Genomic DNA, 21,999 nt, shown 5'->3' with positions numbered 1-21,999 from the left:
ATGCAAATATGGATGATTCCAGCCAATCCCCTAATATATAATCATGCAAAATTTTTTGATGACTATGGATATGTGGACTGGAAACAACGTTTAAAATTTGAAGTTGGAGACATTGTATACCTCTACTGTTCAAAACCATTTCAAAAAGTAATGTATAAAACAGAAGTAATAAAAGAATCTATGCCTTTTTCAGAGTGCACAGAAGATATAGACTATTGGACTAATCCCGATGATTATGAAACTTCTAAATCTTATATGCGTGCACGGCTCAAATTACTTGGACGAGCAGATAGGGAAGAGTTATCTATTGAATATCTTAAGGATAATGGATTAAATGCAGCGCCACAAAAAGGTGTTAAAGTTCCAGATAATTTAGCAGAATATATGGATAAATATTTTGAATTAGAATCTCCTAATATGATATACCCTGAATCAGACATACCTGAAAACTATCATGAAGGTGCAGTAACAACAATAACAGTTAACAAGTATGAAAGAAATCCTCTTGCAAGAAAAAAATGTATTGAATATCATGGTTGTGAATGTTCTGTTTGTGGTTTATCATTTGAAAAAATGTATGGAGATTTAGGAAAAGGATTCATTCATGTGCATCATATTGTTCCATTAAATCAAATTAAGGAAGACTATGAAGTAGATTATAAAACTGATTTGATTCCAGTTTGTCCAAATTGTCATGCTATGCTCCATAGAAAATTAAATAACGAATATTATTCTGTTGACGAATTAAAATCAATAGTTAAAAGGAATTTTGAATAAAAATATAATGGTGAGAAGTCAATGGTAAAAATAAATTTATCAACATATAATATTATACTGTGGAATACGCAATCTGATGAAAAAGTAGTGTTAGATAAAATTAATTATAGTTCTTTACAACCCGATATACAACCTAAATCCATAATGGAAATATTATACAAGTTTTTTAGTGATAATATAGAAAATTCTCATTTTGATAAAGACAATAAAGTACTATTCATTAAAGATTTCAACACAGAAAATGAAAATATATTTTTTGGAGAATTTTTATATGGTACTTCAGGAAAAGAACACCCAGTCAAAAATATTTCCGACAATACCGATGATCGTATCATTTCAAAAGACCAATGCATATTAAATCCTTACTATTTTTATATTGAAATTCCTAAAAATAACAAGCAAGGATTATTGATTTTAGAAAGTAAAGGTACCGATGGGATTAAAACACTTTTCGAAGAATGGTTCGGAAATTTCATAAAAGACCACTCTTATACTAATTTACGATTAGAATTAAAATCATTTTTACCCGAACAAATTATTAATACTTATCTTAATCAAGGAGTTCTAAAAAGAATAAGATTTATTTCAAATAAATTGCCTGTTGATAAATTAGACATATTAGAAGGATATGAACCTGAAGAAGGATATGTCGAACTTAAATTACAAATAAATAAAGATAATAGGAAACCATTGGTCAATAAGATAAAAAATTTAATAAATAATGAATCAGATGAATCAAAAGAATACGATACTATAATTGGAAATAATTTAGAAACCGAAGATATAAAGTTAGAAATTGATTTACATGGTTCTGAAAGAACATTCACTATTAATAAACTTAAAAATGCTGTTCCGGCTAGAGACATCACAGATGAATTAAAAGATGGGGATGACGGCCATAGAACATTTGAATCAATACATAAAAAAGGAAAAGAGTATGCTGATGATATTTATAGATCTTCAAATTAATTTTCAAGATGATATTTAATTAAAATATGTCCGAATTTCAACACTCTAAATATTACTAAAAAGAATAATGAAATTAAAAAAATAACTGCAAAATTAAATATTATCCTAATCCAAAATAGTAAATCACTGGAAAATAAAATTAAGAAATTTTTATGCAATAAAGTTGCTAATAAAAGAATTATAACCAATACAACTGTAATTAAAATTTCAAATGAAAGTGTAACATGATATTCTATTAAAAAATTCTCAATATTCCACTCTTCCCTATTAACTTCAGTTGATTTAGCATTAGTTTCCTTCAAATTAAATGAAAGCAACATTAAATTTAATAAGAAACCTATGAAGATTGATAAGGATACCAATAAAATATTAACTAACTCCATATTAATATCTACAAAAAATATTAAAATAAATGAAATAATTAACGGGACTCCAATTATTTTAGCCTTATCTTCACTATGAAATTTAAAAAAATCTCTAATTATAAATCTGGGAGAAAATTTAGATTTCATAAGTATCACCTGTAGTATAAGTTTTAGAAGTATAATATAATTTTTTATTTATTTAAATCTAACCTTATTTAAATTATACTATTAATTCATTAAACACAATGAATATGACTTATATTAGTATCCTCCTTTCTAAGTTTAATAATATTTATTCTAAATTTTTAACTATATTCTCGCCTTTATCAGTTAATCGGTATAATCTACCTTTTCTAACTTCGGGATTAATACATTCTACTAGTTCATGTGCTTTTAATTCAGACAATACCTTTGAAATATGATTTGTTCTAATCCCAGAATCATTAGCTATGGCAGTAGGTATTTTAACATCACCATCTAAAGACTTCATTACTTTTTCTCTATATTTTGAAATTTGCACATAGCTAATTTCTGTTAACATTTCATCCGACAATTCCATAATATCACTTATGAACTTCTTACAAAATAAATTGTATCATTATCATAGCTACTTAATGCATCATATGCTGCCTGTGTCATGAACCTAAACTTTCCAAAGACGCCATATTCAACACCCATATAGACCGGTCCCGTTGATTTTGCCAAATACATCTGTATGCTTCCAGAATGCTTTAATGGTATCACAGAATACGGATCAAGAGATTCAGTTTCCCAGGAAGTTCCATTATACTCTTTAATGGCCATAACTGAACTTGTACAAATAGCTACACGATAACCTGCACTAACACCTGTCGGTAATGTTGTTGTAGTTAATATCTGATCTACAGGCAGTTTCCATCCTGCTTCCTCATCACTGCCCTGACCAGTAGCTCCAGTTGCACCGGTATCGCCAGTATCCCCTTTAGGCCCAGTTGCACCAATATCTCCTTTAGGTCCAGTGCTTCCAGTATCACCTTTTTCTCCTTTTATGTTTCCTATGTTTTCCCAATCATTCCCATTCCAAACATAAAGAGAGCCGTTGACTATATAGCTGTCTCCTTGATTACCTGTTGGATGTGCAGCAATTAATTCATGGTAAGTGTTATACGAGCCTTTAATAGTAGTAGCAGTACCAGTAGCTCCAGTGTCCCCAGTCGCCCCGGCCGGTCCAGTATCTCCAGTAGCTCCTGTGTTTCCAGTATCTCCCTTAGGTCCTGTGTCTCCTTTTTCTCCAGTTGCTCCAGTCTCACCTTTGTCGCCTTTATCACCTTTCGCACCAGTTTCTCCTTTATCACCTGTATCACCTTTTGGTCCTGCTGGCCCTGTATCACCGGTTTCACCTTTCAATCCTGCCAGTTGCTCTGGTGTGAAATCTTCATATGTAAATGCATCACCAGTATCTCCTTTTTCTCCCGTATCACCTACTACTCTTCCGATTGTTATCCATTCTTTATCTGCCATGTTTATTCCTCCTCATGTGTCCATGGTTCAACTTCTATGCTTTCAAATTGGATGTGTCCTCCAGCATCATAAATCATTACTGCAGGATAGAAAGTGTCAAATGTTATCTTATCGCTTGCATCTCCTTCATAAGTATAGACATTAGTTGTTCCTGCCCTTATTGTTGCTTTGACATATCCGTTGTCATAATACAAGTCAAAATAATAGAGCTGTGAATCCAAAGTCAGTTGCCCTGAACTGACATTCAAATCTCTTACTACATGATCTGATGTTGAATATTTCAATCCTTTATTGCCAGGATATGCTCCCAGTTCCAGGATTTTTGTATCTCTGTAATGGCTTAATGATTTTGAATTGACTAATGCAATGGCATCTCCCCATCCTTGGTTGCTGTCCTTTTTCTGATAAAGTGCTACTTCAATATGGATTCCGTTAGTGCCTCCAATACCGTTGGCATACACTTTTGGTATTGCCATTACAACGCTTGAACTTCCAACGTCCTTTGCAAGATTAAACACTTCAGAATAATTCACCTCGCCTATGTTGAATGTGTGTGAAATGCTTGTTGGATATTTTACAATGTCAAAGTTTTCTGGTTCATAGTTCCATGCGTAATCTGAAAAACTTTCAAATGGAACGCAGGAATAATTAATGTTTATGACTTCCTTTTTTCCAACTTTACAAACAACAGTTCCTGTTGCATCCTGAACATATTGTACTGTAATTGCTGATTTTCCATTAGCATCTGTTCTCACAGTGCTATGAACTCCATTAATCCACCAGTCAACCGGAACTCCATCATCTTCCAATGTTACACTATACTCAAATCCTCCGGGAGTAACTATATTTGACTTTACAGTGCTCAATACTGTCACTGCAAACATCAGAACAAGTCTTTCAACAAGTTCAAATATTGTCAGTGAATTGTCCCACCAGATATTATACTCTGTCAGTTTGTTTCTGATTTTTGTTCTGGTAGTTCCGAGTCTTGTGTTTTCTAAAATAACATTGCTGGCTATGCTCACATTAACATCCTCCTATTCCGGTTCATAATATATTCTGGTTGCCCTTGTATTGCATGTAGTATGGCTGTTTGATTTGTAGCCATCAGATCCGAATGCTCCAAATACTATTTCATCTGAATTCCATGTGTCAAACGGATCCCATGTTCCTGACAGCAGTTCAACACCATTTGTGTTTTTGAAAAGATAGTTCAACTCATAGTCATCACCTTTTTCTAGTATCATTGTTCCTTTGGCGAATGGATGATCCTCATCATATACTGAACTTCTCTCCAATCCCCATCCACTGTCAAGTGAAAAAACTCCCGGATATCCTCCAACTGAACCTATGAATGTTCCTGTATATCCGTCAGCATTGTAATCTTTAACCAAACCGGATTTACTGTAATTTGCATCTATTAGAAAACCTATTCCCATCAATCCGTTCCATCCGTCGGTTATATCATATTCTGATTCGATTCTCCATCCGTTATTGTCACCATAATAGAAAGTTCCTGGTGTTGTTATGAATTTGCCGAATGCTGCTGTATAGTACCACCCATCTTCTTCGAACTGGTCTTGAGTGGTGTCATTTGTATATGCAACATGATATTTTCCGTTGTTGGAACTTGACCATGATGCGGCACTGATGTTTGCCATCTTATATAATGTTCCAAGTTTTCCGGCAGTGTTTGGATTAACATTAACGTCTGTTTTAAATATTGGAAGAATTTCGTACCTGTCTATTAACTGATTAATGGTATCGGATTGGCTATAACTTATTCCGGCACTTGTTAATCCTGCTCTTAAGTTATTTCTTAATGTTGTCAGTCTTGAATTCATTGTCTGTTCATTGGCTAGAATCTGTGAAAAGTCCGGTGGTGTAAAAGTCATTTAGTTAGCTCCCAATAGATTTAAGTTAGCAGTTTGTGTGGATGTTATTGTTCCAATACTTGTTTGTAAGTTTTCAATAGCTGTAGCTACCGGTGCATTTTTAATGGCATTGGTTGTATCAGTAGTATCCAAGCTACTTGCAAGATTGACTGGTCCGGTTGCTCCTGTGGCACCAGTATCGCCTTTAGCCCCAGTATCACCGGTAGCTCCAGTCGCTCCGGTTGCACCAGTGTTTCCTGTATCGCCTTTTGGTCCGGTGATTTCATCGAAATAAATAGTAGCACTTGTATTTACGCCTGAGAATATTATCTGTCTGTGGGCATTGTCTTTGTATACATCAATACTTTCACCATCATCTCCAGTGTCTCCCTTAGCTCCAGTATCGCCGGTTGCTCCTGTATTTCCAGTATCACCTTTTGCTCCGGTTGCACCAGTAGCTCCCGTATTTCCTGTATCTCCTTTCAGACCAGTTTCACCTGTTGCTCCGGTATCTCCTTTTGGTCCTGCAGGTCCTGTGTCTCCGGTGTCACCTTTAGCACCGGTTTCACCTGTACTTCCAGAACTAGCTATTTTAAAACAATTAACGTAATTGTATTCATCTGAATCTGGCACTGGATGTAAAGCTATAAAGTCACCTGAAGAATCTTTAATAGCTCCATTTTCACTTAATTTGATTTTATCTGCTGGTGAAATGTCAGTAATGCCACTGGCTAGTTTGAGTCTGTATAGTTGGCCTAACACTAACACACTAGCTTTTCTCTGGCCATTGTCCATAACTACTGGATCATTAACGATTATGCCTATTGGCACTTCATCATTATCTCCGGTGTATTTTTTCACCATTTCTTTTCCTATCTTTGAATTTGGAGAAATTGCAACTGTATCTTCAGGATAGAGTTTAGCAGTGTATTCATAGCCGATATCTTGACCAGTTTCAGTCACTACTTCCTTTGATGTTATATCTCCATCATCCAGGAGAAAAGTAGTGACTTCTTTTCTTGCTTCCAATAAAACTATTTGATTTGACATTAACATCACCTATTTTACATTAACACTTCGTATATGTGGTCACCTTTTACATTTGGGTTGCATTTGATATTCATTCCGTATTTTCTTGCTTCACTGCAGAAATACAAGTCTTCAGACAATATTGTGTCATTATCATAGATTACATACTTGAAATATGGATATGCCATTTTTCTAAAGACATTAACATTAACGAGACTGATTCCAAGTCCACCACCTTTAACTTCAAACGGATCATTAAGTTCTGACAATGTTTTTGCATAAATCATGTTTTCACCTGTGAAGTCTTTTCCAAAATCAAAGATAACGGATTCATCTGTTCTTGTTCTCTTCTTGAAATACCAACCTAGGGCAATGTCTGTTTCACATTCCAATAGCTTAACAAGAGCATCCTTTGGTACACTAACGTCTGAATCTACCATTAACACATAGTCAAAGTCATGTTTGATTGCAAGTTTTGCTATTTCGTTTCTTGCACGTGCACAGTCATATCCTTTCACATAATCGAAATAAAGATTAAAATCCTTAGGATTTACAAGGCCATAAATACTTTTGAAACATTGCGGTTTGATATTTTCAAATGTTGGGACCGCAATTAGAATCTTACCTTTCACCATCTACATTACCTTCCAACTTTTCGATTCTATCTTCCAGTTCATCCAAATTAACCTTATCCTCTTTTTCACATCTATACTCATAAATGTCAATTAATGCGACAATAACAATGGCTAATGTAAATGGCAATAGTCCTTCAATTAAAGCATACTTTGTTGCATTGGTCATGATAATGTTGATGGCTATTGCTGTTAAAACAGCACTTGAAATTGTTTTGGTAAAGTTACATATGAATATCTTCTTTTTTATTCTGTTCATGATAACAATATCCTCCAAAGAATCTTATTTTTCTTCAAGGAATCCCAATACTCTTTTAGCTTTTTGTTTGGCGTCTTCAACATCTCCTTCACCCCTTATCCTACTTGCGTAATGACTAGCTATTCCTAAGATTATCATGAGAATGCAGTAAGGAATTGTATTTTCAGTAATTCCTAATGCTTCTGAATAGAGCATGACAATTGGAATGGCTGTAACAAGAAATGAAGTTAAAATGTCAATGTCCTTTCTGTTTCGCTCCAAGAATTCATAAATCATTTAAATTTCCTCCTCTTTGTATGTGTGGCTGAGAATTATTCCGTCAACACAAATCTTTTCTTCGCTTTGGTATACCTCTTCAGCGTTTTCTTCTACTTTCATCCAGGACTCGTACTCTTTGATTGTTTCAAAGTATTTTATGTATTTCATTGTGCCTCCCAAGTAATTGAGTAATATAATATTCCATTTTCGATTTTAAATTCAATAATGGGTTTTACAGCGTAAGGATAGCCACTATCAACATATCTAGTGCCGTTCCAGTAAAACCAGTGGCCTGTTGACTGGTCAATGTACGGGCCTTTGTTTTCCAGAGTTCCTACCAGTTTCCTTATGGTCATGTTATAAACCTCATTATGATATTATATTTTTTATTATATATTTTATTATATTATTTATTATTTATTTTATATAAAATATACATTTTGGCCGTCATCACATCCTTCCCATTCCATGTAGAGTTTGTTGTCTTCCCATACGAAACGGACGTTATTGACAATAGCTACATCAGGAAGCTCACAATAGGTGACACCGTCTGCATCCTTGACATAATTGGCCTGCGCCATGATGTTTGACTCTGAAGGCACAATCATATTAACGACATGAGTTATTTCATCCTGTTCAAAATTACAATCGCCAAGATCAATACAGTTCTGAGATTCCGGATACATTTCAACCTCAGACATCTGACGATAAACTCTAATGTAATCAGTATCCTCATTATTTTGAAGATTAACGATTGACAATAACCTTAAGTCATGACCTTCCACAGGATTACATTCACCGTCACTGTCAATGTAGATTCTGGTATTAGGCAATATATCTTCAGCTACTGGCCTTTTGAGTTTCAATCTGAATACATCACCTAACACGGCCACAGCAACTAATGTTAATCCAGATGTTTTAACCTGGACTTTACCTAATAGATAGCCAAAGGCCAGTTCGCCTGCCTGGGCTTTCCTAACTATTGTATGTTCCATAGTTGAGGACATGTCTAAAGTCACCATGTCGCCGACTGCACATTGATTGGAACAAATCCAAGCCGTATGTTCATCATTAACGTATGTCCTTTCGCCCTCATCTAAAAGACAAGCTATTACGTCCATTTTCTCTGTATGTTCAAGGCCTATCGGATATCCACGGCCATGTCCAATTGTTGAATTTACATCATAATCAATAATCATTTTAAAACACCCAATCCCAATTATGGTTAATTATTTTATCTGGAATATGAAGTCCAGTATCGTCCATGTCACTATCATCAGCATTCCACATTAACGTCGAGCCTTTGTAGGCTTTGGTATATTCATGACTTCCTTTATATAATCGAATGCCCATTTTATCCCTTGTTGTTACTGTCACCTGCGGAATTCCATTAGCTGCGAATAATGGTGATGGAAATACCATCATCCATTTCAAATCAACATAATTGAAATCTTCAAAGTCCGTTGTAGCATACAATGTTGGAGAAACTTCAATCTCAGCATAATTGGATTGATAAATTTTAGTTGGATTATTTCTGCTGAATCCTTCAAGATAATCTGATGTATTCGATGTTCCTGTTCCCACACGATCATGAAAATGATATTGTTTCCAGTTTCCCTCTTCATCACTTCCCTGATTGTAAGCATCAAATGAACTGGCTAATACTAAAGTCTTAGCACCAGTGAACATGCAATAATCTTTTTCTCCGCCCCAATAGTTGACGGTAGCTTTTACATTAGGCTCATCAGGTGAAAGAGTTCCATCAATTTGCATCATGATACCTCCAATGGTTGAACCATGATATGTTGCATTATCATTAACAAAAACATTACCGTTAATGTATTTGAATCTGGCTACAACAACACGATTGTTGGCTAATGGTTGACCTGAAGCAAATGTGGTAAACAAATCAGTTGGGGAAGTTCCTTCAAGGTTAGGAACAAATCTGGCTCTTAAGAAATGACCTCCGTCTGTTGAGTCATTGTTTGATGATAAACCTAAGTAATTCATGAAAAATTGTGAGTATGTATCAGAATTTGCATCAAACATTAATACTTCATTACCTGTTGATAAAGTGCTATTGAAGGTTGTTCCTGTATCATAGACGTCCAGCAATAGCTTTGTGGTTTGTGAGATTTGGCCAACAGGAACTCTTGCAAGTATTGCTGCGCCTTGTGATCCATAAGCTGGAAGGTATAATAATTGACATTCAGTACCATTAGTGGTTTTGATCTTCAGGTTTTTCAAATCACTTCTGAAATAATTTGAGTATGAACTGCTTGCTAAATTATCCAGGAAGATATAATCATAGCTTGATGAATAGCTACTGCTCCTCTGGTTGTAATTGCTCATGACAATATTGATTTGTAATTTCTTTTGCAATGTCATGATTAATATTTTATTATCTATTTTATATAAAGTATATAATAAAAAAAGTAATAAAAAAAGATTATTGGTGAATGGTTTATTTTAGTTTTAAACAAAATTAAAGTTAATCAAGCATTGCACTAAATCCAAAATCAAGATAATTTCCACAAATTGGACATTTTATTCCATGAAAATTTCGATATAATCTTTTACCACATTGAGGGCAATTAATTTTGCTATTACTGTCAGAGTCTTCATAGAATGAATTTTCATCAAAAGGCTCATAAAGAACTATTGACAAAATATTTTCATTTTTCATGAATTTTTTAATAAACTTATTTGGTTTTTCCCCTTCAAAACCAGAATAAAACTTAATTTGTTCTTTATCATTAATATCTGAATTTTTAATTATTTCTTCAAGTTTATTTATGGATTCTTCTTCTGAATATTTTGATTCCGCAATTATATATGTTTTAATTAATTTATCACAATCAGGACAATATGTTCTCTCAATATGTCCGGACATTTTATTATCTTCATCAATTCTTGTCATCATTAATAGTATGTATTCTATAAGTTCATCAGTATTATGGTCTACATAGAAGCTATCAATACCTTCAAGAATTATTTTAAAATCACAGTGCGAACATGACATTCCATTAATACTTCCCATAAAAACACCCAATATTCAATTCAATGATAATATCTTGTATATAATAATTATTAACATTAACGATTCAAGATTCGGATTTTGTTCTCTCCTGCACTTCGATACCTAACAAACATTACATTTCAGACAAGATTGACCATAACTAATTACTCCACTTTCGGGACAATGCTTTATCATTGAACACTGTTTTTTCTTGGCATTCAGTTACTTCACTTATATTTTCCTTGAAAAATTTCAAGCAATAATCTTTTTTCGGACTGAAGTTGTCACAGTTCAAGTGAATGTTTTCTTTGCAGTTATCGCAGGTTATGTCTGTGCCCGTTTTGTTCTTACAGTATAATTCATTGTTTTCAGTGAAACGATATTCACAATCTTTAAACACTATGTTATCCATTTTTTTACCTCTTAAAATGCATTTTGAATAATTCTCTACAAAACATTCGATTTAAACTAAATCTTCTTTCTTTTTTTCTTTTTTTTCATTGAAATTTTAATTTATATAATTATTTTTAGAGGGATATTTTTTTTAAAATGAGAGTGTGGTGTTTGAAGAGAGTGAATCTCTTCTAGATTGTTGTAACTGTACAGCCTTCTTTTTCGATGATTACGGTATGCTCTTTTTGACTTACAAAGCAGTCTTGCTTTTCACGTTGCGGAGCATATGGATAAATTGCCATGGCATCTGATAACTGTTTTAATGCTATCGCTCCTTTTCTCTCGCCAAACTCGTCAGTAATCCATCTGCCTGAAAACGGAACGTATTGGTGGTTGTGTTGAATATATTTTAGAACCTTTTGTGTACTCCTCATTCTGAATGGTTTGTTTGCAATATATGAGAAGATATATTGGCCGGGAGCGTCATTTACAATGCCTTCGCCATTTGTTGCAAATGGTTCGATAGCTATTGCTTGACCTTCTTCTAAAATATAGCCATCATTATTGTCATAATTTGGAATAGAGATTCCTGCATGTAAATTATATTGTTCCAGACTGTGTCCTGTTAAATTAAAAATAGGGTTTAATTTGTATTCTGAAATTGCTTCATGAACTGCAGCGCCAATTTTTGATACTTCAATTCCTGCTCTTGCGGTTGCGATTGCAGCTTCAAGACCAGCATCTGATGCCTCGATTATTTCTTCATGCAAGTTAATTTCATCTTGGGTGTAATTTTCATCAATATTTCCACTTGCCACAACAGTGATAGCAGAATCTGCAATATATCCATCAACCATTGCACCTAAATCCAATTTAACCATGTCTCCTGCCTTAAATTTAGTTTCATCACTTGCAGGGGAAGTATAATGTGCTGCAATTTCGTTTATTGACACGTTACATGGGAATGCAATTTCAGCACCGGATTTTAAAATTTCACTTTCTACATAATTTACTAAGTCTATAACCAAAGCCCCATCAGTAATCATTTTTGAAGCTTCGCTGCGAATCTTGGAAACAATTTTCCCAGATTTTATATAAGATTCTATCATAAATTTTTACCTTCTTTACTAAATAATTAATTATTTATTTGATAAAGTTTATATAGTTTTGAATATTACTCTACAAAACATTCGAATCTAAACCAAGTGATACAATCAAACGGTTGATGAATCATACCATCTTCGAGAAGATTCCTCACGAAAATTGTGTGCGAATCCGGAGTAGCGCGGAATACAGAATGGATGACTGTCTCTTATTATTCCTTCATGATATCGACAACTTGTTTTTCAAACTGCATAGCCTCAGCATATAGGTCATTCAGTATGCAAATTACTTCTTCATCTGTTGATTTGCTAACATCGACGAGTTTTGTAGAAAATGGAACCCTCCATTTCCAATTTTTCCTCTTCACCCGTGGAGGATAATGCTCTGTGATTATTTCGCAAATCACCTTTAAATCATCTGGAATATTCTCGGCGCTAAGAGCCATTTTAAGGTACAGTTTTCCTTCATCTGTATTAGCAATTTCATAAAAGTAATGGTTTCTTGTTTCCCAACCGCTTTTGGCATCCTTAGCGTCAGGAAGAATCCCGCTCATAACATCTGTGGTGAATCTGGTGTAAAGTTTAGTGCAGCGGTCTGGATTGAGATGTATTTCTCCAGCCTCATCCTTTACACTAGCCCAACCCATTATAAGTGCAGTCACATGATCTCTTGCATCCATATTCTCGTCGTTTGATGGAATAATAATATCTGTAATGTTCTCCTCAGTTATTTCCGGAGGTATATCCCTTCCATCGTTTACAAAAGAAATATGGAGCAGTTCTTCTTTCTGTTTTGTGTCTTCAAATTTGAAATCCCAGCGAGTTTCCATGAAGGATAGGAGTTTCATTCCCCTGTCATAAATGTGTTTTGCATCCCAGGAATCTTCTTTGGAGATTTCAACTTCACAATGACATCCATTCGAATATCCTCTGGCCTTTTTGTCATCAAAACTGTCATTTTGCAGCTTTGAATTGATGCTCTGAGATAGTGGCAACATATTACCCAATGATGCGGACAGAGTCTTAATTTCTTCTGGTGTGAACTGTCTGAAGTTGTTACGCCAGTATAGTTTTGTTGGTGTCTGAGGCAAAATATGCTCTACCGTAATTTTGTCCTTTACAACCTTTGTCAAATCAGCCCATGACAACTTGTCGAGCTTATACTTTGATGCCAGTGAATACTCATACTCGTATAGGAAATAGCGAAGCTCTCTCCAACTATAAAAACCATCCTGCGAGATAAACCGTTTGTTCATTCTTGTAACGAAAACTCTCACAGCATCCGCCGCATTTTCATTTGTTGTATTTATGAGATCTTCTGTCACATCAGAAAGAGACATATTTTCCATGTACACTTCGCGTGTTTTACGATAATAATCGCTACTCTTATAGCTGGACTGATACATTGCCATACGGAATGCGATAAATATGAATCTTTCTACAGCCTTATAGAATGTGATTCTCTCATCTTTGGAATATCCAAGCTTTGGAATCAAGGAAACAGCAACAATAGGTCTGAAGTATCCGATACCAATACGATTCAATTTCTCTATCCACACTTGCTCTTCTTCTGTTATATCTGAGCATTTTTCCGGATAGAAAGTATAATACCAATACTCTGCAGTCTCTTTGAGACTGTTCACATAATCTATTATTTCTTCAGGTTGTAGGAACTCGTCTGTCACACTTTTCTGTGATGAAACTATTTCCATATCATCATCGTCCTGCTGATTAGAGATTAAAACTGTAGGCTCCTCTTCATCGGGATCAACTTCAATGATGTTCTCGAAAATGGATTTATGCGAGAACTTTCTTAATAGGAATTTGATGTAGTCATCTCCACGCTTTCTGGAATATGAATAATACATAATCCAGTGAGCTCTAAGGAATTCATCATCGGAAAGTAAATTATTCTCATTTCTTCCAAGCTGATAGTATACCTCACTCCATGCTTCGTTAATACGTTGCCTCAAAGCGATTTTGTTTGTTTCGTCAAATATATCGTTTGAGTAGAGTGTGGTCAAATAAATAAGGCGGTTTTTTAAAAGTTCGAGATTAGTCAGTCTCTTACCTCTGTTGTTCATAGTCTCAAAAGCGACAAACACATCATAGTCATCTTTTATTTCATGGATATTGAACATGAGCTTCAATGTGAGTTTCCGATACAAATCATTAATTCCTTCTATTCCTTTTTTCTCGTAATGCGCCTGGAGTTCTTTCCCGAAGAACTCTTTGGCATACTTAAGATTCTTTGTATAATAAGTCTCTTTGATAGTGCCGCCATACTCCTGACCGAGCACTTTGTATTTTAGATATTCTGCGCTCGGATTGTCGTTTTCATAACCGAACATATAGGTGATGATAAGGTTCTCTGGCGGTCGTTTCCTGCTGATGTATTTTGCTTTGATGTCTCTTATATTATCAAATCCAAGATATATCTCATCATCGCTTTTGCCGTTATTGTCCGGCAATTTGCATGTGAATTCGATAATTTCATTAAGCATTATCACAAAGGTTGTAAGCCTCTGTTGCCCATCAACAATGTGGTATGCATCAAATCCACTGTCAAGGAGCCATGAATCATCATTGCCTAGTTTCCTGCTTTCTTCTTGATTCAGTTTCTTTAGTGATAGAAGTCCGGTGTAGTGGTATCTATCAGGCTGAAGGTTAACTATGTCTTCCCAAAAATCACGAAGTTGTTGGCCTTGCCATGCATAGCCTCGTTGATAGTCAGGTATTCTGAATATCCTCTTATTAAATATTTGTGATAGTGATTGTAATTCGTTCATTTTATAACCCAACTCTTACTTCAATTCAAATTCTTCCTATGAAACTTTTAATCCATATACATATTATTTTTTTCTTCTTTTACTTAATTAACTTATGTTTAAGATGATTATATTGTGGGGACATTTACGATGATAGTACAACAGGATTCAACATTAACATTAACGATTACAATAGCTATTTCAGTATATCAATATCACAATAATGTTATTTGTTGATAAGTTCAAATTGATAAATATGAAACGAAGAATAAAATTCCCTGAACATTATAAATTTCCAAAAACACGCAGAACTGATTTTACTAGAGAAGAAAAGTTGGAAATCATAGATTGTTATTTGTACTATAAACCAATGTTTGATGAATATGTTAATAATCGAGAACATTATCCTGAAATGGATCCAAGGGATTTTGCAGCCTTGTTATATGTCTATGACATTATCGATGTCGAGTATCCGGATAATGTACAAATAATCAAGAAAAAGTATGGAATAACTTCTTATGATGTAACTAAAGAAAAATTGGATTTCCTTGAAGTAATAACTGTTTTTACAGAAATTCATAGAATGGCCCGTAATGATTGGGATTTGGAAGATTATTGTGTGAAAAATGACATATATTATAACCTGCTATGCAGATTGGAAGAAATTAAAAGCGAATTAGAACAAGAAGAATAATATTTATTGATTTTCCAGACCAGAGCAACCTTGCCATACCAATGTTATAAGCGAGCCAATTCGCCCAGGCCGACCCGATGCCGACCGAAGGGAGGCATCTGTGGGAGGCCTGGGTGAATAGAATTGGCGAGCAATACTATAGGATGCAATCGACTCTTATATGGGTTGTGTATGTAAACAACTAATAAAAGATTATGTTCCGTCCGAGCGTGAGCGAGGACTGGACGCCTTGAGCGTAAGCGAAAGGCCATACTATAGGCCTGACAATAATTGTTTTGTCAAGTCCGAGGAACAGGGGCTTGTCCCCCTGTTCCGAGTTTATGGATTTGGAATAGATGAATTTGTCAAATTTAAGAACCGACCCTTTAGCGGTCGGTTCGGGGTTAAGTTTGGTAAACTTTATTTTGTTTGCATTGGCATTCGTGGGTAATTAAAAGGGGGCTTGTCCCCCTTTAATTAGGCATTAAGGGTTTCAATGCACGATATTTTAGGAGAAGTGAAAACACCAAACACTTCCCCATTGAATAACGAGTTTTCCTACATATCAAAAATTTTAGCTCCGGTGAAAAGCAATAAAGCACCATCATCGCTAAATTCTGGTACGATTAAAACCCATATCCTTCAATATCTTATTATATTCTTCACGAGTTGTAAAGGATGGTGCATTTTCATCTCCAGTGCTGCCAGTTTCACCACTTTCTCCAACATCACCAGAGTTTGAAGGGTTGCGACCACCAGGAGTTGAACCGTCATTACTAGCTTCAATTTTAATTCTTCTTTCAGCCAATTTTTCCATTAATTCCATATCAACATCACCAGATAATAGCTTATCAATTATCTCTTTATCCTGTGCGTTTTCATTATAGTTAAAGTTGTATTTAGCTTCGTACTCTTTTATTTTCCTTTCATTTTCAGCTTTTCTTAATTCAGATAATTCTTTTAAAATATCGTCTTTAGAATCTATAAATTCCTTATTTTCTTCAATAGCTTTTTTAATCTCATCATATTTTTTAGATTCTTCTTTAAGATTATTTATTTCATCCTGAAGCTTTCCAATCTCTGCATCCTTACCTTGAAGCTTTTCTAAAAGCAAGCTAGTTGCGACATTAGCATCTTTGCTAGGTGCAGGCTGAGGTTGTCCTTGTGGTGCAGGATTTGGATTTCCTGTTGCACCGGTTTCTCCAGTTATTTCAGAATTCAATAAGGTAATTTTTCTAGGGTTTTTAGTTACACCGACGTCTATTAAGCTCATAGTATCAATTCCAAATGAATCTCCTTTATCTTTTAATAAGACATCAACTTTAGGAGATAGGCCTTTTCCTCCCATATCCAGTTCGTCCGGAACTTCAATGAATAGCTTTCCTTCCTCATATTCAATATTATTTCCGATGCCCACATAGATATTGTCATGCTCTGAAGTTAGTGGAATTCCTCCACGGTAGTTTTCAGCTATTAGCTTTAGGTCATCTTCAGTCCATTCAACAGGTTTGTCAAGTCTATCATCCAGGTCGGAGTAGTCATAGGATCCAACTTCAAAAAGTTCATGTCTCATCATTATCACTTTTTATTATATTATTTATTATATATTTTATTACTTATTTTATATAAATATTTATTATACTTCAACACCACTTTCAGTTACAATCCTTTCACCAACAGGCTGTTCCTCTTCAAAGTTACTTAGATAATTCTTATAGATTTCATCACCTTCGGAAGAAAGTTCCATAATGTATCTTAAAACATCATCTCTTGAATAGCTGAAGTAAATATCTAAAGTTTCACTGATGCCCATTAACTCCAATTGCAAGTTCAATAGCTGATTGCAATACTTTAACACCCATTTCTGGTCGTTGGCCACATTAACAATGAACCCTGTAATAGCTGAATCGTTAATGTACTCAGCCACGTTCTGATTAGATTTTTCATTACCTGCCTGTGACTGAGGAGTTACAAAAGTTCTTAAAATATTATTCCTAAATATTTCAGTTTGTCTGGTATAGTCTGATTGGTAGTTATTTCCCCCAAGTATTTTAGATTCAATTCCTGGAGGTACAATAGCTACATTACTTCCAGCAGTAGTTCCATAATCAGCATAAAGATTTTCCTTAGCAGTGGATGAAAGTTCAGTGATATAAGGTTGCCCGTTTGCATCCATTGCAGGTTTAACTTCAATAATATTATCCTTGTTGATACGTTCCACTTGATTTCGTTCCAAATTACACTTGTGGTATATATCATCAAGGCAATTTAGGATAATGCTTTGAGCTTCACAATAAATTTCATTATACATGAAGTTAATAACCTCTTCAGGTTCATATTTCACAGTTAATGTTCCCTCTTCGACACTAACATAATTATCAAACTCTTCTGGAGATCCATTAACAATATCCTTAGGCATTTCATGAAGGTATAGCTGCACTTCATTATCATCATTAAACTCTTTTTTAAGGCCATAACCGTGTGCACCTATTTCTAAAAATACTGGTTTAATGTATTTGCCAATGCCTTTGTCCCAACGCTGCACAGGTTTAATTAGGCCTTCACCATCAACCATTCCACCCTGCAGAATATTTTTAGCTACTTGAGAAATGTCAATTTTTCTGGCCCATAAAATTAAAGTTAATTTCTGCTCTTGAGATAATTTATTTTCCTTATCAACAAGCACCATATTAACATTAGCTTTATCAATTCTGTTTTTTAAGATACCTGAAGTGTAACCGTCAAGTTTAACAGCATAACGAGCATTAGCTATTGTTTTATTAATAACTGGGGGAAGTGCATCTGGCAAGTCAAGGCCAGTATTGATTCCATCAGTTCTAGGTTGTCTTTCATCTTCACCCCAATAGCTGCGCTTGGTGTTGTACTGTTCCACCCTATTATTCAGTAGTCTAGTTTTAATGTAATCAGTAATTCCCATAATAATCATTTCATATATTTTATTATATTATTTATTATATTTTTTATATAAAATAAGTAATAAAATTAATGTGGGTGGAATATGAAAAATGATTTTTATGAACTGTAAGTTTTTTAATGGAATATTCTAACTCTTGTAGAAAAATTAATGATAATGTAAAAATAAATAGGTAATTATGGTTCAAAAAATTCAATTAATAAAATATCCTCCAATAAATAGAGATAATTTTCCAGACATAAAAATTAATCAAATAACTCATTTTGAAGCATTTGATACATTTGATTATAATTTAATTAGTTTAAATGAACCTAGTATATTTAAATATGCCAATAATATGTTTGCAAGAGCTAATGATTTTAGTTCAATAAGCAAACGTCTAAAAAAACCATATTCAAGCGAAGTTATTATCTTATTGCCTCAAAACAAATATATTGACAAGATAGGAATCAAAGATAAAATTAACATGGTTTATAAATTTTTAAATTTATATTTTAATTCACCTCCTTTCGAATTAATATTTGAAAAAAATAAAACAAAAATTGGCAATGTTGAATTAACTGCTGATTTTTATTTAGATATCAATATAGACTCTTGTGAAATAATCACTAAAAATACTAATGATAATGCAACAACAATTAAACATGAAAATATAATTTATACTACTTTAAATTTAGAAAATAATAATAACATTATTCATTTTATCAAAGAAATTGAACCCAAAGAGATTATTGATATCCCCGATTGGTTTGATGAAATTGAAATGTTTGATGATGAAGAAAAAAAATTATTTATAGAACAAAGAAAACAAGAAATACAATTGTTAGAAGAAAAAATTACCACTGCAGAAAATAAACTTGAAGAAAATAATTATTACAAATCAATATTGTATAAACAGGGAAAACCATTAGTAAAAATTGTTTTTAAAATGTTAGAAGAAATGCTTAATTACAATTTATCTGAATTTAAAGATGTTTATAAAGAAGATTTTCTAATAGAATTTAATGATATTACATTTATTGGTGAAATAAAAGGTGTTAATAGCAATGTAAAAAAAGGACATCTTGCACAGTTAGATGATCATGTTACCGATAGGGAGGACTATTTAGATGAAAATAATAAAGAAGAAATAATTAAACCTTTATTAATAATTAACACATTTATTAAAAAGAACCCTTATGAACGTGAGGAAGTTGATGAAACAACTATAAAAAAAGCAGAAGAAAAATATGAAACACTAATTATTACATCCGTAGCTTTTTTAAAATTGTATGAAAAATTTAAAAACAATGAAATAACTACTGAAGAAATAAAAAATAGATTCAAGGATGAAATTGGTTTGTTTAAATATGAAACATAATCCAAAGAAAATTTTTAATTTAAAAATCAAATAAAGTTTTTTGTTTTGGCTCAATATACCTTATTACATTTGTTTCAATTAGTTTATCATTTTCCTTAAGATGTCCAAGCAACAATGGCGATTTCTCATCATGCAATTTTATAACATTTTTTGGAATTTCAGGTTTTCGATTAGCGTAGCAATATTTACATTCACTTAAACAGGAATTATATGCTCCTATATCCCGTGAGGGAATGCAGTGACAGTTTTCTCTAATTCCAGTTCCTTTAACATTTTTATAAACTACATTGTGTGCCTGTTCTAAAATTTCCCGAGTTGTGCAACCTGCTGCATGAATACCATATTTTTCATAGCTTTCATTTGTTGCACATGATTGAGTGTAAAGATTATATCTCTCTGATATCTCACCAATCCCTTTCAATAGCTTCACTTTATCTTTTTCAGTAAGTGGAATTATTTCAGGCATGTTCTCTTCAACTTTCTTATACATATCAACAAAGCTGAATATGCATCTGTAAACAAAAGGTGATATCTTTTCGGCCATATACTCGAATGTTTCCAAATGTTTTTCAACAGGGTATTTTTCAGTAAGAAGTATCGGATCATATCTCCAGAGAATCTTATTGCTACCAACAATATCAGATAATCGTTTCAACGTTTTAATAGAATGATTTATTGATGGGACTTTCGGTTCTATGTCCTTGCCGTATGCAGTAATCGTGTAGTTGCACAATATATTGTACTTTTCATCAATGTCACCTATATGTTTCAGTATAGGTTGGTAGTTTTTGGAGCAGAACAGAAGACAATCCACATCTTCAGGCTTTAAGCTTAACTTGTAAACATTCTCTCTTGCAAATGGATTTCTTGAATATGCATATCCTTCACTAAGCCTGTTCAGTAGCCATGGTGTGTAGTAGTTCACTATATCTGTTCTTCCGCCGACATTTATTATCATGTTATCACTTACTATATCTGGTGACATTAACATTTCTTATTTGTGTTTTGACCAGCCTTATGTAACCAATTCTGATAAACAATAACTGTTCAAGACAACATTTTTAATCCTATACATTCACCAATATTTTTATTTTATATCTGAATATATGTTAAAATTCTACGATTTGAACGAATTTCCAAAACTTTAATTACTGAAGAAAATAAAATTAGTATCTGTAGTGAGAGAAAAGTAGTAGATAATTTCTATACTATTGGTTATTATAATGTAATCACTGAAAAATATCAGACAACTCCGGCTTATGAATTAATAAATAAAGCTGTAAGAAATCTAAATGAACCTTTCTTTTTAATTTTAGATGAAATGAATCTTTCACATGTCGAAAGATACTTCGCAGATTTCCTATCTGCTATTGAAAGTGGGGAGGAAATTCCATTATATGGTAATAAATATCCTTTAAAACTTTCAAGTAATCTTTTTATAATCGGAACTGTTAACGTTGATGAAACAACGTATATGTTTTCACCTAAAGTATTAGATAGGGCAAATACTATTGAATTTGACACAGTCTCTGCTTGGGATTATATGTCATTAAAAGAAGAATATGATGATTTTAAGGGAGATATTGATTACTTACAATCTCCATTGGAAGGTTCAGATATTTCTAAATTAAATATTGATGATTTAAAAGAAATATTGTCTGAAATTACTTGTGGTAATGATTGTTTATGGGAAATTTTAGCAAAAGAACTCACGGAATTACAAGAAATTCTAAAAATTTCAGGATTTGACTTTGGTTTTAGAGTAATTAATGAAATCTTGAGATTTATGATGGTTGCATGGAGATATGAAAACTCTCCAGGGGAATGGGATAACTGGGAGAGGTATTTTGATGCTCAGATCAAACAAAAAATTCTTCCAAAACTGCATGGATCTGAAAAAGCTATTGGGGCTGTTTTAACAAAGTTATTCAATACCTGCCTTGAAGAGAGAAACAATAATGAAAATCCTAAAAACTTTGAAATATCCAAGGAGAACTGCAGATATTATACTTCTGCGTTAAAACTAAAAGACATGGCTAAAGTATTGTCTGATCAAAGATATGTTTCATTCATTAATTAAGATTT

Annotated in this window: 25 protein-coding genes; 5 read left to right on the top strand and 20 right to left on the bottom strand. The window is 33.5% G+C overall.

Annotated elements, in window-relative coordinates:
* Both MBBTH_RS09150 and MBBTH_RS09145 read left to right on the top strand, forming a co-directional pair.
* Positions 1-777, top strand: a complete 777-nt coding sequence (locus tag MBBTH_RS09150; RefSeq protein ID WP_165814061.1) for an HNH endonuclease — start codon at positions 1-3, stop codon at positions 775-777.
* Positions 778-798: 21 nt separating this feature from the next.
* The gene (locus tag MBBTH_RS09145; RefSeq protein WP_116592742.1) at positions 799-1,746 is read left to right on the top strand and encodes a hypothetical protein; all 948 of its coding nucleotides are present in this window, start codon (positions 799-801) and stop codon (positions 1,744-1,746) included.
* Here the strand turns inward: MBBTH_RS09145 and MBBTH_RS09140 are convergent.
* The 17 genes from MBBTH_RS09140 to MBBTH_RS09055 all read right to left on the bottom strand — a co-directional run bounded on the left by MBBTH_RS09140 (position 1,743) and on the right by MBBTH_RS09055 (position 14,967).
* Entirely contained in the window at positions 1,743-2,258 is a 516-nt protein-coding gene (locus MBBTH_RS09140; protein WP_116592741.1) for a hypothetical protein, read from the bottom strand. The genes MBBTH_RS09145 and MBBTH_RS09140 overlap by 4 nt on opposite strands.
* Positions 2,259-2,403: 145 nt before the next feature.
* Positions 2,404-2,673, bottom strand: a complete 270-nt coding sequence (locus MBBTH_RS09135) for a transcriptional regulator (RefSeq protein WP_116592740.1) — start codon at positions 2,671-2,673, stop codon at positions 2,404-2,406.
* Positions 2,674-2,678: 5 nt separating this feature from the next.
* Positions 2,679-3,611 (bottom strand): phage upper tail fiber protein, encoded by a 933-nt coding sequence (locus MBBTH_RS11110; RefSeq protein WP_133241956.1) that lies wholly within the window; start codon positions 3,609-3,611, stop codon positions 2,679-2,681.
* Between the two features lie 2 nt (positions 3,612-3,613).
* Positions 3,614-4,636: a hypothetical protein gene (locus MBBTH_RS11105; protein WP_243409790.1), complete on the bottom strand. Its 1,023-nt coding sequence runs from the start codon at positions 4,634-4,636 to the stop codon at positions 3,614-3,616.
* Between the two features lie 12 nt (positions 4,637-4,648).
* Positions 4,649-5,506 (bottom strand): hypothetical protein, encoded by an 858-nt coding sequence (locus MBBTH_RS09110; protein WP_116592739.1) that lies wholly within the window; start codon positions 5,504-5,506, stop codon positions 4,649-4,651.
* The gene (locus MBBTH_RS11205; protein ID WP_279305950.1) at positions 5,507-6,535 is read right to left on the bottom strand and encodes a hypothetical protein; all 1,029 of its coding nucleotides are present in this window, start codon (positions 6,533-6,535) and stop codon (positions 5,507-5,509) included.
* Between the two features lie 14 nt (positions 6,536-6,549).
* Positions 6,550-7,149: a glycosyltransferase family protein gene (locus MBBTH_RS09100; protein WP_116592738.1), complete on the bottom strand. Its 600-nt coding sequence runs from the start codon at positions 7,147-7,149 to the stop codon at positions 6,550-6,552.
* Positions 7,136-7,405, bottom strand: coding sequence for a hypothetical protein (locus MBBTH_RS09095; RefSeq protein WP_116592737.1), 270 nt, complete (start codon positions 7,403-7,405; stop codon positions 7,136-7,138). Before MBBTH_RS09095 ends, MBBTH_RS09100 begins: the two co-directional genes overlap by 14 nt.
* A 24-nt stretch (positions 7,406-7,429) precedes the next feature.
* Positions 7,430-7,681, bottom strand: coding sequence for a hypothetical protein (locus MBBTH_RS09090; RefSeq protein ID WP_116592736.1), 252 nt, complete (start codon positions 7,679-7,681; stop codon positions 7,430-7,432).
* Complete coding sequence (locus MBBTH_RS10925; RefSeq protein WP_165814060.1) at positions 7,682-7,831, bottom strand: hypothetical protein; 150 nt, start codon at positions 7,829-7,831, stop codon at positions 7,682-7,684.
* Positions 7,828-8,019 carry a hypothetical protein gene (locus MBBTH_RS09085; RefSeq protein WP_067040517.1) on the bottom strand — a complete coding sequence of 64 codons (192 nt, stop codon included), beginning with the start codon at positions 8,017-8,019 and terminating at the stop codon, positions 7,828-7,830. The genes MBBTH_RS10925 and MBBTH_RS09085 overlap by 4 nt, the downstream gene beginning before the upstream one ends.
* 66 nt (positions 8,020-8,085) lie before the next feature.
* Positions 8,086-8,862 (bottom strand): hypothetical protein, encoded by a 777-nt coding sequence (locus MBBTH_RS09080; RefSeq protein WP_116592735.1) that lies wholly within the window; start codon positions 8,860-8,862, stop codon positions 8,086-8,088.
* A gap of 1 nt (position 8,863) precedes the next feature.
* Positions 8,864-10,051: a hypothetical protein gene (locus MBBTH_RS09075; protein WP_165814059.1), complete on the bottom strand. Its 1,188-nt coding sequence runs from the start codon at positions 10,049-10,051 to the stop codon at positions 8,864-8,866.
* A gap of 103 nt (positions 10,052-10,154) precedes the next feature.
* Positions 10,155-10,703 carry a hypothetical protein gene (locus MBBTH_RS09070; protein WP_116592733.1) on the bottom strand — a complete coding sequence of 183 codons (549 nt, stop codon included), beginning with the start codon at positions 10,701-10,703 and terminating at the stop codon, positions 10,155-10,157.
* A 139-nt stretch (positions 10,704-10,842) separates the two neighbouring features.
* Complete coding sequence (locus MBBTH_RS09065; protein ID WP_116592732.1) at positions 10,843-11,094, bottom strand: hypothetical protein; 252 nt, start codon at positions 11,092-11,094, stop codon at positions 10,843-10,845.
* A 172-nt stretch (positions 11,095-11,266) separates the two neighbouring features.
* The gene (gene map, locus MBBTH_RS09060; protein ID WP_116592731.1) at positions 11,267-12,184 is read right to left on the bottom strand and encodes a type II methionyl aminopeptidase; all 918 of its coding nucleotides are present in this window, start codon (positions 12,182-12,184) and stop codon (positions 11,267-11,269) included.
* Between the two features lie 206 nt (positions 12,185-12,390).
* Positions 12,391-14,967 (bottom strand): DUF262 domain-containing protein, encoded by a 2,577-nt coding sequence (locus MBBTH_RS09055; protein ID WP_116592730.1) that lies wholly within the window; start codon positions 14,965-14,967, stop codon positions 12,391-12,393.
* Positions 14,968-15,202: 235 nt separating this feature from the next.
* Here MBBTH_RS09055 and MBBTH_RS09050 point away from each other — a divergent pair, with 235 nt between their 5' ends.
* A complete protein-coding gene (locus MBBTH_RS09050; RefSeq protein WP_116592729.1) occupies positions 15,203-15,640 on the top strand; it encodes a hypothetical protein in 438 nt (145 codons plus the stop codon).
* Between the two features lie 589 nt (positions 15,641-16,229).
* On the opposite strand, the gene MBBTH_RS09045 is transcribed toward MBBTH_RS09050, so the two are convergent.
* A complete protein-coding gene (locus MBBTH_RS09045) occupies positions 16,230-17,192 on the bottom strand; it encodes a hypothetical protein (RefSeq protein ID WP_116592728.1) in 963 nt (320 codons plus the stop codon).
* A gap of 63 nt (positions 17,193-17,255) precedes the next feature.
* Entirely contained in the window at positions 17,256-18,557 is a 1,302-nt protein-coding gene (locus MBBTH_RS09040; protein WP_116592727.1) for a hypothetical protein, read from the bottom strand.
* A 175-nt stretch (positions 18,558-18,732) separates the two neighbouring features.
* Between MBBTH_RS09040 and MBBTH_RS09035 the strand changes: the two genes are divergently transcribed.
* Entirely contained in the window at positions 18,733-19,914 is a 1,182-nt protein-coding gene (locus MBBTH_RS09035; RefSeq protein WP_116592726.1) for a hypothetical protein, read from the top strand.
* A gap of 19 nt (positions 19,915-19,933) precedes the next feature.
* Here MBBTH_RS09035 and MBBTH_RS09030 read toward each other — a convergent pair whose 3' ends face one another.
* A complete protein-coding gene (locus tag MBBTH_RS09030; RefSeq protein WP_116592725.1) occupies positions 19,934-20,872 on the bottom strand; it encodes a DUF1848 domain-containing protein in 939 nt (312 codons plus the stop codon).
* 363 nt (positions 20,873-21,235) lie between these two features.
* Between MBBTH_RS09030 and MBBTH_RS09025 the strand changes: the two genes are divergently transcribed.
* Positions 21,236-21,994, top strand: coding sequence for a hypothetical protein (locus MBBTH_RS09025; RefSeq protein WP_116592724.1), 759 nt, complete (start codon positions 21,236-21,238; stop codon positions 21,992-21,994).
* Positions 21,995-21,999 lie beyond the last annotated feature (5 nt).

This window comes from Methanobrevibacter thaueri (assembly GCF_003111625.1).
In the GTDB taxonomy this organism is placed as follows: domain Archaea; phylum Methanobacteriota; class Methanobacteria; order Methanobacteriales; family Methanobacteriaceae; genus Methanocatella; species Methanocatella thaueri.
Note: the sequence above shows the minus strand (reverse complement) of the source record. Positions and strands in the feature narration are given on the sequence as shown.

Bases quoted from the DNA above. Each gene is read 5' to 3' on its own strand.
- MBBTH_RS09150 (WP_165814061.1), top strand. From the start codon at position 1: ATGCAAATATGGATGATTCCAGCCAATCCCCTAATATATAATCATGCA.
- MBBTH_RS09145 (WP_116592742.1), top strand. From the start codon at position 799: ATGGTAAAAATAAATTTATCAACATATAATATTATACTGTGGAATACG.
- MBBTH_RS09140 (WP_116592741.1), bottom strand. From the start codon at position 2,258: ATGAAATCTAAATTTTCTCCCAGATTTATAATTAGAGATTTTTTTAAA.
- MBBTH_RS11110 (WP_133241956.1), bottom strand. From the start codon at position 3,611: ATGGCAGATAAAGAATGGATAACAATCGGAAGAGTAGTAGGTGATACG.
- MBBTH_RS09110 (WP_116592739.1), bottom strand. From the start codon at position 5,506: ATGACTTTTACACCACCGGACTTTTCACAGATTCTAGCCAATGAACAG.
- MBBTH_RS11205 (WP_279305950.1), bottom strand. From the start codon at position 6,535: ATGTCAAATCAAATAGTTTTATTGGAAGCAAGAAAAGAAGTCACTACT.
- MBBTH_RS09100 (WP_116592738.1), bottom strand. From the start codon at position 7,149: ATGGTGAAAGGTAAGATTCTAATTGCGGTCCCAACATTTGAAAATATC.
- MBBTH_RS09095 (WP_116592737.1), bottom strand. From the start codon at position 7,405: ATGAACAGAATAAAAAAGAAGATATTCATATGTAACTTTACCAAAACA.
- MBBTH_RS09090 (WP_116592736.1), bottom strand. From the start codon at position 7,681: ATGATTTATGAATTCTTGGAGCGAAACAGAAAGGACATTGACATTTTA.
- MBBTH_RS10925 (WP_165814060.1), bottom strand. From the start codon at position 7,831: ATGAAATACATAAAATACTTTGAAACAATCAAAGAGTACGAGTCCTGG.
- MBBTH_RS09085 (WP_067040517.1), bottom strand. From the start codon at position 8,019: ATGACCATAAGGAAACTGGTAGGAACTCTGGAAAACAAAGGCCCGTAC.
- MBBTH_RS09080 (WP_116592735.1), bottom strand. From the start codon at position 8,862: ATGATTATTGATTATGATGTAAATTCAACAATTGGACATGGCCGTGGA.
- MBBTH_RS09075 (WP_165814059.1), bottom strand. From the start codon at position 10,051: ATGACATTGCAAAAGAAATTACAAATCAATATTGTCATGAGCAATTAC.
- MBBTH_RS09070 (WP_116592733.1), bottom strand. From the start codon at position 10,703: ATGGGAAGTATTAATGGAATGTCATGTTCGCACTGTGATTTTAAAATA.
- MBBTH_RS09065 (WP_116592732.1), bottom strand. From the start codon at position 11,094: ATGGATAACATAGTGTTTAAAGATTGTGAATATCGTTTCACTGAAAAC.
- map (WP_116592731.1), bottom strand. From the start codon at position 12,184: ATGATAGAATCTTATATAAAATCTGGGAAAATTGTTTCCAAGATTCGC.
- MBBTH_RS09055 (WP_116592730.1), bottom strand. From the start codon at position 14,967: ATGAACGAATTACAATCACTATCACAAATATTTAATAAGAGGATATTC.
- MBBTH_RS09050 (WP_116592729.1), top strand. From the start codon at position 15,203: ATGAAACGAAGAATAAAATTCCCTGAACATTATAAATTTCCAAAAACA.
- MBBTH_RS09045 (WP_116592728.1), bottom strand. From the start codon at position 17,192: ATGAGACATGAACTTTTTGAAGTTGGATCCTATGACTACTCCGACCTG.
- MBBTH_RS09040 (WP_116592727.1), bottom strand. From the start codon at position 18,557: ATGGGAATTACTGATTACATTAAAACTAGACTACTGAATAATAGGGTG.
- MBBTH_RS09035 (WP_116592726.1), top strand. From the start codon at position 18,733: ATGGTTCAAAAAATTCAATTAATAAAATATCCTCCAATAAATAGAGAT.
- MBBTH_RS09030 (WP_116592725.1), bottom strand. From the start codon at position 20,872: ATGATAATAAATGTCGGCGGAAGAACAGATATAGTGAACTACTACACA.
- MBBTH_RS09025 (WP_116592724.1), top strand. From the start codon at position 21,236: ATGAATCTTTCACATGTCGAAAGATACTTCGCAGATTTCCTATCTGCT.